Annotated in this window: 7 protein-coding genes; 2 read left to right on the top strand and 5 right to left on the bottom strand. The window is 68.8% G+C overall.

The features are described 5' to 3' along the window. The first annotated feature begins 228 nt into the window (after nt 1-228). Both AC1D1T_RS25875 and AC1D1T_RS25870 read left to right on the top strand, forming a co-directional pair. Nucleotides 229-1,833, top strand: coding sequence for a phosphoethanolamine transferase (locus AC1D1T_RS25875; protein ID WP_477992754.1), 1,605 nt, complete (start codon nt 229-231; stop codon nt 1,831-1,833). A gap of 411 nt (nt 1,834-2,244) precedes the next feature. Beyond that, nucleotides 2,245-3,153 (top strand): cation diffusion facilitator family transporter, encoded by a 909-nt coding sequence (locus tag AC1D1T_RS25870; RefSeq protein WP_477845246.1) that lies wholly within the window; start codon nt 2,245-2,247, stop codon nt 3,151-3,153. 1 nt (nt 3,154) lies between these two features. Here AC1D1T_RS25870 and AC1D1T_RS25865 read toward each other — a convergent pair whose 3' ends face one another. The 5 genes from AC1D1T_RS25865 to AC1D1T_RS25845 form a co-directional block, all read right to left on the bottom strand. Next, nucleotides 3,155-4,243, bottom strand: a complete 1,089-nt coding sequence (locus AC1D1T_RS25865) for a PA0069 family radical SAM protein (RefSeq protein ID WP_477992755.1) — start codon at nt 4,241-4,243, stop codon at nt 3,155-3,157. Nucleotides 4,244-4,341: 98 nt separating this feature from the next. Further along, entirely contained in the window at nt 4,342-5,367 is a 1,026-nt protein-coding gene (locus tag AC1D1T_RS25860) for an SDR family oxidoreductase (RefSeq protein WP_477992753.1), read from the bottom strand. A gap of 67 nt (nt 5,368-5,434) precedes the next feature. Beyond that, nucleotides 5,435-6,139 carry a hypothetical protein gene (locus tag AC1D1T_RS25855; RefSeq protein ID WP_047508905.1) on the bottom strand — a complete coding sequence of 235 codons (705 nt, stop codon included), beginning with the start codon at nt 6,137-6,139 and terminating at the stop codon, nt 5,435-5,437. A 148-nt stretch (nt 6,140-6,287) separates the two neighbouring features. Further along, on the bottom strand, nt 6,288-9,236 hold the full coding sequence (locus AC1D1T_RS25850) for a hypothetical protein (RefSeq protein ID WP_477992752.1): 2,949 nt from the start codon (nt 9,234-9,236) through the stop codon (nt 6,288-6,290). A 59-nt stretch (nt 9,237-9,295) separates the two neighbouring features. Then, nucleotides 9,296-10,141 (bottom strand): DUF3999 family protein (locus AC1D1T_RS25845; RefSeq protein ID WP_477992751.1); only part of this gene is annotated, 846 nt, incomplete at its 5' end.

Raw genomic sequence — 10,141 nt, 5'->3', positions numbered from 1 at the left:
CCGCGGGCCGCCAGGCCGGCGCGCTGACGCTGCGCGAGCGCGGGGCACCCGCCGAGGCCGAAACCGCCGCACCCGCTGACGCACCCTGAGGCCCCCGGACAGTGGCATCGAGGCCTTGCCCTAAGCCTCGCCTCATCCTGCTGCTGCGACAATTTGCGGATGCACCTTGGCCGCAACCGGGCTTTGTTCCCCCCCTCCTCCACCTCCTGGAACCCTCTGACGCTGGCCGTGCTGGCGAGCGTGTGGATCGCCACCCTCGCGAACTGGCCGCTGTGGCAGTCGCTGCGGGCGCTGCCCGAGATGCAGGGCCCGCGCGGCACGCTCTTCATCGTCGCGTTCGGCGTGATCGTCGCGTGCCTCACCAGCATCGTGCTGACGCTGCTGGCCTGGCGCTGGAGCATCAAGCCGGCGATCGGGCTCTTCCTGCTGGCGGCGGCCTTCGGTGCGCATTTCATGGGCACCTACAACGTCGTGATCGACAGCACGATGATGACCAACGTGCTGCAGACCGACATGCGCGAGACGCGCGACCTGCTGAGCCTGCGCATGGCGGCGAGCGTGCTCGTGATCGCGGTGCTGCCGCTCGCGTGGCTGTGGCGCCGGCCGCTGCAGGCGCCGGGCCTGTGGCGACAGGCCGGCCGCAACCTGCTGGGGCTGGTTGCGGCGCTGGTCGTGATGGTGGTCGTGGCAGGCGCCCTGTTCGCCGACCTCGCGTCGACGATGCGCACCCACAACACGCTGCGCTACAAGATCAATCCGCTGAACTCGTTCTATGCGCTCGGAATGCTGGTGCACGATGCCAACGCGCGGCCGGCCGGACCACCGGTCGCGATCGGCACTGACGTGGCGCTTGCGCCGCCCGCGCCCGGCGCGAAGCCGCTGCTGCTGGCGCTGGTGGTCGGCGAGACGGCGCGCGCCGATCACTTCGCGCTGAACGGCTACGAGCGGGCCACCACGCCGGGCCTCGCGGCGCAGGGCGTCGTCAGCTTCAGCAACGTCACGTCGTGCGGCACCAGCACGGCCACCTCGCTGCCGTGCATGTTCTCGCACCTGGGCAAGCAGGCCTACGAATCGCGTGACCAGGACTACGAGAACGTGCTCGATGTGCTGCAGCGGGCCGGGCTGGCGGTGCTGTGGCTGGACAACCAGGCCGGCTGCAAGGGGTTGTGCGAGCGCGTGCCGCACGACGATGCGTACCGGCTCGCAGCCGGTGCCGCGCCGATGCCGGCCGGGCTGTGCGACGGCGGCGAGTGCCTGGACGAGGCCTTGCTGCACGGGCTCGACCAGCGGCTGGCCGCGCTGCCGGCCGATCGACGCGCCCGTGGCGTGGTGCTGGTGCTGCACCAGATGGGCAGCCACGGGCCGGCCTACTCGAAGCGCTCGCCGCCGGGCCGCAAGCCCTTCATGCCGGAGTGCACGACCAACGTTCTGCAGCAGTGCGAGCGGCAACAGCTGCTGAATGCCTACGACAACTCGATCGCCTACACCGACAGCGTGCTGGCGCAGGCGATAGCCTGGCTTGGCAAGCAGGCGGTGGCCTACGACCCGGCGCTGCTGTACCTGTCGGACCACGGCGAATCGCTCGGCGAGAACAACCTCTACCTGCACGGCCTGCCCTACGGCATCGCGCCGCGCGAGCAGAAGCACGTTCCGATGGTGGTGTGGCTGGCGCCGCAGACCGAGGCGGCGACCGGGATCGCGATGCAGTGTCTGCAGAAGCAGCGCGACGTGGCGTTGAGCCACGACAACCTGGTGCCGAGCGTGCTGGGGTTGATGCGGGCGAAGACGAGCGTTTATCGCGGCGACCTGGACGTGTTCTCCCGCTGCAGGTAGATCTTTCTCGCATGGACGCGCCCGGGTGCAACCCGGGCTCAACCCCCACTTGTTCGCTTGTCACCTCCCCAAAGGCAGGGCGGTGGCAGAAGGCGGGTGCGGGGAGGCTGTGGTGCGCCAATAAGGAGGGGGCGCCGGAGCTGGCTGGTTTCATGGCCCGCGTGCGCCAGCGCGCTTCGTGAACTGACTGTCGCCCACTGTTTGACCACAACGAACGCAGTGAGTGGCGGGAGTTTGGGCGACGGGCCATGAAACCAGTCAGCGCAGGGGAGTCTTCGCCCCGCCAGGGGCGAAGACCGGCGCGACGGCGAGCCCCAGACTCCCCGCTCGCGCCTTCCGCACCAATGCGCAACAACCACAAAGAACGACGCAGTTAAAGTCCCCGCTTCCAACGACTCCGAACGGGAAGCCGTGTCCGCCTCTTCCGACTCCCTGAAATCCATCTTCTTCGCGCTCGGCGCCAACTTCGCGATCGCGATCGCGAAGACCGTCGGCGCGGTGTTCACCGGTTCGTCGTCGATGCTGGCCGAGGCCATCCACTCGTACGCCGATTGCGGCAACCAGGGCCTGCTGATCTGGGGCCTGAAGGAAGCCAAGAAGGCGCCGACCGCCGACCACCCGCTCGGCTACGGCAAGGCGATCTACTTCTGGAGCTTCATCGTCGCGCTGATGCTGTTCAGCATGGGCGGCCTGTTCTCGATCTACGAAGGCGTGCACAAGCTGCACGACACCGAGCCGGTGAAATACGCCGGCGTCGCGATGGCCATCCTCGCGTTCGGCGTCGTCGCCGAGAGCGTCTCGCTGTGGGGCTGCCTGCGCGAGATCAACAAGGAGCGCGGTGCGCAGACGCTGTGGCAATGGTTCCGCCGCTCGCGCCAGAGCGAGCTGATCGTCGTGCTCGGCGAAGACCTCGCAGCCCTCGGCGGCCTGGTCGCCGCGCTCGCCTTCATCGGCCTGGCCGTGCTCACCGGCAACCCGATGTGGGATGCCATCGGCTCGATCGTCATCGGCGTGCTGCTGGTGGTGGTCGCGATCCTGGTGGGCACCCAGGTCAAGTCGCTGCTGGTCGGCCAGAGCGCCGAGCCGACGGTGCTGGCCGCGATGCGCGAGCACATCGCCGCGCAGCCCGAGGTGGCGCAGATCTACAACCTGCTGACGCAGCAGCTCGGCAACGACGTGATGGTGGCCGTGAAGGCGCGCATGGCGCCGCAGCCGTCGGACGTGGCGCTGATCGAGGCGATCAACCGGGTGGAAGCTGGGTTGCGCACCGCGTTTCCGTCGATCCGCTGGATCTTCTTCGAGCCCGACCTGAAGGACTGAGTCAGAACAACTCGCCCTGTCCGTTCGCCGGCGGCAGCCGCGGCTTGCGGAACAGCGTCAGGTCGAGTTCGGTGCGCACGCGGTTCATGCCGTGGCGCGCACAGGCCTTGCGAAAGCGCTGCGAGATCAGCTCGGCCCACACGCCCTCGCCCTTCATGCGCTTGCTGAACGTGGCGTCATAGTCCTTGCCGCCGCGCATGTCGCGGATGCGCGCCATCACACGGGCCGCGCGCTCGGGGAAGTGCTGGTCGAGCCACTGCTGGAACAGCGGGTTCACCTCCCAGGGCAGGCGCAGGATGATGCTGAAGGCCGAACGCGCGCCGGCCTCGGCAGCCGCCTCGACGATGCGCTCGATCTCGGGCTCGTTGATGAACGGGATCACCGGCGACACGCTGACCCCCACCGGCACGCCGGCCTCGGCCAAGGTCTTGATCGTGCGCAGCCGGCGCTGCGGCGACGCGGCGCGCGGCTCGAGGATGCGCGAGAGCTCGGCATCGAGCGAGGTCACCGACACGTACACCGCCGCCAGCCCGCGCGCCGCCATCGGCGCGATCAGGTCGAGGTCGCGCTCGACGCCGGACGACTTGGTGACGATCGAGAACGCGTGGTCGCAGCCGTGCAGCACCTCGATGACCGAGCGGGTGATGCCGAGCTTGCGCTCGACCGGCTGGTAGGCGTCGGTGGCCGAGCCGATGTTCAGCATCTGCGGTTCGTAGGCGCGGCTCGCGAGCGCCTCGCGCAGGCGTTCGGCGGCGTTGACCTTCGCGATGATGCGGGTCTCGAAATCCAGCCCCGGCGACATGTTGAGGTAGCTGTGCGTGGGCCGCGCGAAGCAGTAGATGCAGCCGTGCTCGCAGCCGCGGTAGGGGTTGATCGACAGGTCGAAGTGCACGTCGGGCGAGTCGTTGCTCGTGAGGATGCTCTTGACCCGCTCCTCGATGATCTGCGTGGCGCGCGGCAGGTGCTCTTCGCTCGCCTGCTGCTCGAGCGTGCCCCAGCCGTCGTCGAAGTCTTCGCCGCCGCGCGTCGTGAAGCGGTGCTCGATGGCCCACGCGGTACCGCGGCCCTTGGTGGCGCCGGGCGCCGGCATCGGCACGAGCGGCTGGATCGGCGGGCGGGACTGGATGGGGTTGAACTTCCGGGGCATCCTGTAAATATATACAGTATTCCCCGCCGAAGCCAGCCGGATCAGATCGCGCCGATGCTCCCGGTCACCGGCAGCACGATGCCGGTGATGTAGCCCGAGCAGGCCGGCGACGCGAGGAACACATAGGCCGGCGACAGCTCCTCGGGTTGCGCGGCGCGGTGCATGTCGGTGCGCTGCCCGAATGCCGCGACCTTCTCGGCAGGCGCATCGGCCGGGTTCAGCGGCGTCCAGACCGGTCCCGGCGCGATCGCATTGACGCGGATGCCGCGGTGCAGCACGTTGCTCGCGAGCGATTTCGTGAACGCATGGATCGCGCCCTTGGTCATCGCGTAGTCCAGCAGGTGAGCACTGCCCTCGAGCCCCGTCACCGAGCCGGTATTGATGATCGCGCCGCCGCGGCCCATGTGCGGCAGCGCGGCCCGGGCCATCTGGAAGTAGCCGTAGGCGTTGGTGCGCAGCGTCTCGTCGAAGCGCTCGTCGGTGATGTCCTCGATCGCGTCGGCATGCTCCTGGAACGCGGCGTTGTTGACCAGCACATCGAGCTTGCCGAAGGCCTTCACCGCCCGGGCCACCGCATCGCGGCAGAACGCCGGGTCGCGCACGTCGCCGGGGATCAGCACGCAGCGGCCGCCTTCGGCCTCGACGCAGCGCTTCGTCTCCTCGGCGTCTTCGTGCTCGTTCAGGTAGACGATCGCGACATCGGCGCCTTCGCGCGCGAACAGCACGGCCACCGCGCGGCCGATGCCGGAGTCGCCGCCGGTGATCAGCGCCGCGGCGTCCTGCAGCTTGTGGCTGCCTTCGTAGTACGGCGCGAGGAACTTGGGCTTCAGCTCGAGTTCGGCTTCCAGCCCCGGCTTGGCGATGTGCTGTGCGGGCAGCCGGGCCGGCTGCTCACGGGCACCGGCCTGCACCGGTGCCTTGCTCTTCTGCTTGTCGGTGGGGCCCTTCTTCGCGTCGGCGCTGTCCTGCGCGGCCTGGATGCGCCGGTGCTTCACGGCGACCGCATCGCCCTCGTCGGCACGCGGTCGGTCGGATGGCGAGGTCTTGCGGGCGGTATGGGTGGGCATGCTGCACTCCGTTCGGGTTGATGCCCGAACGGCGGCAAGCCGCATGCCTGTCAGGTCGGACCGGCCGTCAGACGGGCAACAGCTGGCTGTCGCTGCGCCAGCTCGCCCGCACCGCGTTGTGCGTCAGCGCGCGCGCGGCGCGCACCGCGGCAGTCGCGCCGGAGCGGCGGCCGGCCACCTGGTCGAGCCAGGCGGCGAGGATCGGGTTGCGGCGTGCCAGCGTGGTCCAGCTGCTGCGCCAGCAGCGCGACAGGTCGGCGTGCGGCTGCAACTGGCGGCGCGCGCTGCGCGGCAGGTCCTGGCCCGGGTGTTCGCTGTAGACCTTGCCGAGGTCGAACAGGAAGGCGGTGGCGGAGCAGATCTGCTGCAGCTCCGAGACGATCGGCGGCAGCGGCTTGCGGCTGCGCGCGTCGTGGTCGGCGTTCATCGCGAACTCGGCCGCGGTGATGCTGGCTTCGAGCAGGCCGTACATGTCGGCGTGGTGGTCGGTCGCGGCCGGCTGCGTCAGGAAGTGATCGAGGTTGCCGCTGCGCTCCAGCACCTGCGCGATGAACTCCTGCAGGTCCGGCGACCAGCGGCTGCACAGGCAGGCGAGCCGGTACACCAGGTCGGCCGGCACGCCGAGGTAGGCGAGGTTGCCGCCGGTGATGCGGCGCACCAGCGTGGCCAGCAGGTTGTCGACCCCCTGCCCCCGCTCTTCCAGGAAGCCCGACAGCGGCAGGCGCAGCGCCGGCAGTGCACGCCAGGAACGGTCGATGGAGTCAGAGTTCATGGAGGTCTCGCTGGTGTGTCCCTGAAAACGGATTCTGCGGGGACCACGCTGACGCAAGACGGGCAATAGCGCGGCAATAGCGTGTCTATTCCGCAAGGGCGTCGGATGGGGAGTAACAGCTGTGAAACACCTCTGCAAAATCAGATGATCAACCCGGCATGGCAGCGCTGGCCTCGAACAGTTCGGCTCGCAAGCCACTGAACCAGCCCGGCGAGAGCAACCAATGCCGGACCCGATGCGAGTGCCGCTGCGCCTGCGCGAGTTGCTGCCTGCATCGCAGTCCGCGTCCCTCATCCAGCCACAACGCCGCGCACATCAGCCTCGCCAGGCTCGCCGCTTCGAAGCAGTCCGCCACGGGAAGTGGCTGTTCCTCGATCAGGTACAGGCAGGTCAGCAACGCTGCAAACGCGAACAGCCCCGGTGTCCCCTTGGACTGCATGGCCCGACCGCCCGACTCGACTGCCCGCGACCCCTGGGATGCGACCATCGATTCGGCGTCGGCTGGATCGCCCAGCGGAGGAAAGAGATGGAAGAAGGCCTGTGACGTTTCGTCGGGTCGTTCATGGAGCAGTCGCAAGGTCAGTCGAACGAGGTCCACGAGACGCTGTACCCGCCTCTCGCCTGGCCCTTGCGATATTGCGGTGGGCGACAAGGCCTCGTGCAGCAGGAGCAGGCCATCGGCCAGCGGCATGCTGCTCGACACAGACAGGGAATCTGCCCTTGTCGCCCCCAGCGCCGCCAGCCGCAGGCGGGGATCGAGTGGCTCGGCGGTCTCGAGCGATCTGCGCAATCGGTGAAGCGCACGATGCCGATCCTTGCCCGTCGATGCGAACAGGGAAGACAAGCCATCCGGCAGCGTGATGCCCATCGCCTGCGCACGCCGGCTCCGCGCTGCCAGGGGCAGCAGCAGCAGGCACTCGAGCATGGCGGGCCGGAGGTCCGAGCCGAATCGATTCAAGGCCGCGCGAAGCATCGGATGCGACACCAGCGAACGACACGGAGGGCGAGCGCCCTCGGTGTCGGCCAGCATGCGGAGCAGTTGGCGCATCGGTTGTCGCTCCAGCAGCGAGGGATCCGACACCACACGACCGAGCAGGTCGTCGAGCATGCGCATGCCCAGCATGGAAGTGCACATGACTTCGAACACAGGGCTGCGCAGCAACTGCCTCTGCAAGCTCCGGACACCGCTTGATGAGGCATTGATTCCCTTGTGCGAGGAGATCTCGACGCACAGCTGGAATGCGTCAATGCCGCAAAGCGCCATCGCACAGCGGACCGTGGCGGGCTCCAACGCAAGCTGCTCCAGCCTGTCGCGCATCGTGATGTCGTCAAGAAGCTCCTTCGACCGACTCATCGCCCGCATGACCAGTGCGAGCAACTTTGCCCGGTCGCTGGCTCGCTCGGGTCGAAGGTCCGCACGCACGATGTCGAACCATTGGCGCGCTTCAGCAGGATCGATCTCCAGTGCCTGATCCAGTCGGGCGTGAGCGAAGGCCATGAACGCAACGCCATGCAATTCCCAACGGAAGGAACGCTGCCGGCAAGACGGATCAGACTCCCAGTAGACGGCCTCGGATCCGCCAGAGCGGACGAACGTGAAGGGGAACACGCCAGTGTGCAGGTCGTCGCGTGCCGACCGGATCTGCGAGATCCGATCGAGTCGCGCGCCAAGGCATGCCAGGAAGCGTGAATGCCACCGGCCCGGCGTGACCTCGTCGCAGCGCCGCACCCATTGTTCGATCGCTTCGCGCCCCCAGCCAGGGCAGTCCGCCGCCACGTCGGCTGCAACCTGCAGAATCGTTGCCTCGGAGCCCCCCGTGCACGTGCCCGATGCCACCGCCTGCAGCACACAGCACACGCTGGTCATGTGGTCGAGCTGCACCAGCCTGCTGTCCCGCGTGGGCAGCCTGATGTCTCCCAGCAGCCGGGTGGCGATCGCCGTCAGCCAGGCTCCACGCACCAGGCCGCCATCGAGCAGCAGGCGCACATGCTCCGCGCTCCGGAACAGTGTGATGCGCGAAACGCCTCCCTTCTCGACCTGATCCCAGAGCAAGGCGCACAGTCGAAGCAGCCTCGGAAAGGCCTCGTCGCTGTCGTCAATGGTCGATCGGTTCAACAGGTGGTCAGCCAGCAACTGCACGGCCAGCGGGAATCGCCCCTGAGCAGCCATCGCACCCACCACGTCAGCCACGTCGGACGAAGACGCCGTGATGGGCGCGAATCTGGCGACCTGCGGCAGCCCCTCGGCGTCACGCCGCAATTCCGGCATCAGCGCAGCCCCCTCCAGCAGGCAGACGAAAGCCTGCAGCACATCGTCGTCGTTCAGGCAGTCGTCGATCTCGTCGCGCGTCAGTCCCCAGTCCTCGAGCGCGGCCATCACGCGCCGCGTCTGGCGACCTGCCACCTGAGCCGCCAGTTCGTGCACCTGGATGCGGACCTTGCCGAGAGCATCCTCGCCCTCGTCGGACCTGCGATCCTCCAGACCCTTCAGGATCTGTCGCGCGGCAGCGAGCTTTGCTACCGGCCGCTGCTGCGGATCGAATGCCGCAACCGCCAGAAATCCATCGATCAGCGGCGTCAGCAGGCCCGCATCGTCCGTCAGCCACAGCGCCTGCATCGCCAGGCAGTGATGCAGAAGATCGCCCAGGCGGCAGCGCGACGCGATGTCGAGCGACGCGCGTTCGGCGAGTTGACGAGCCTGCCCAAGGCATTCGCCGGCCGAGGCGACGAAGGCCTCGATGCTCCCGGTCGATGCGACTGCCGACGCGACCGACCTCTGCAGCGTGGCGGTGTCAGGGCAGCTCTTCAGCACCGACGCGAGCAACGTCCAACCAGGCGCCGAGCCGTCATCGCCCAGGTCCACGGTCTGTGCACGCCGCAGCACCGCAGACAGCTGGGGCGGCGAGGCACCACCAGGCACCGGCTCGGGCAACGTGTGCCTGGATGAAGGGGTGGTCAGGCGCAGGCCCTTCAGGTGCCGGCCGCTGTTCTCGCGCTGAAGGCGGTGTTGCTGATGAGGCTTGCGGGGCGTGTTGGCCGGCGTGGGCGGCGCCTTCGTCGTCCGCTTTCTGATGACGATCACCTGCTGCTGGTTCATCCGCGCCCCGTGAATTCAACAGGTCGCTGAGTACCGGCCTCACGCCATTCGTTCCATCCTCAACCTTTTCCCTTCAACAACGACCACGCCATCGCCGCCATTAGCGCCACCCCGGCCACCAACGCGCCCCACAGCCACGCGCGCGATGTCTTCGGCGCAAGTACCGGCGCCGACGCCGCCGGCAGCACCGGCGACGCCACCGGTGCCGCCTCTGCCACCAGCACCGCCCGGTCCGCCGGCAGCGCATCGCCGCCGCGTCGCGCAGGCATCAGCTCGCCCAGCGACATCACCGGCGTCGCCAGCGCCGGGTCCCCCCAGTTCAGCCGATGCGGCCCGCTGCCGCGCGCCAGCATCACCAGCGTCCGCGCCCGCACGCCGATGCGCAGCTGCGGCGGCTGCGCTCCCAGTTGCGCCACGCCACCAGCCACCTGCAGCCGCAGCTGCGCGTGCACCGCCCCATCGAGCCGCAACACCGGCGAGCGCGACTCCCCCGTCGGCAGCCGCAGCCACCACACGCTGCCGTCGGCCAGCGGCTGCCAGCCGGGCTCGGGTACCGGCAGCGGCGCCGGGGTCTTGTCGCGCAGCGCATGCAGGTGCCGGCGCAATCCGTGGCGGTGACCATGCTGGCGCGGCGCGGTCTCGCCCCGCACCAGCCAGCCGACGCGCGCCACCGTGTTCGCATCGTGCGGCAGCAGTTCCAGCGCCTCCACGGCCACCGCCGGCAGCGTGTAGTCGCAATGCTGCGCATCGCAGCTCGCCGGCGCGATCGGCTCGCTCCATTGCAACGCAGGTTGCGGCCATTGCAGCGTCGCGCTCGTCGCCTCGGCCCCCGTGAGTTCCGGCACCGGCCCGCTGCCGAGGCTGCGCAGCCGCAGGTAGGCCGCCCGCACCCCACCGAGCTCGAT

Source organism: Rhizobacter sp. P2_H3 (genome assembly GCF_056403355.1).
Note: the sequence above shows the minus strand (reverse complement) of the source record. Positions and strands in the feature narration are given on the sequence as shown.

Coding starts and splice junctions, on each gene's coding strand:
- AC1D1T_RS25850 (WP_477992752.1), bottom strand. CDS start 9,236: ATGAACCAGCAGCAGGTGATCGTCATCAGAAAGCGGACGACGAAGGCG.
- AC1D1T_RS25855 (WP_047508905.1), bottom strand. CDS start 6,139: ATGAACTCTGACTCCATCGACCGTTCCTGGCGTGCACTGCCGGCGCTG.
- AC1D1T_RS25865 (WP_477992755.1), bottom strand. CDS start 4,243: ATGCCGGCGCCCGGCGCCACCAAGGGCCGCGGTACCGCGTGGGCCATC.
- AC1D1T_RS25860 (WP_477992753.1), bottom strand. CDS start 5,367: ATGCCCACCCATACCGCCCGCAAGACCTCGCCATCCGACCGACCGCGT.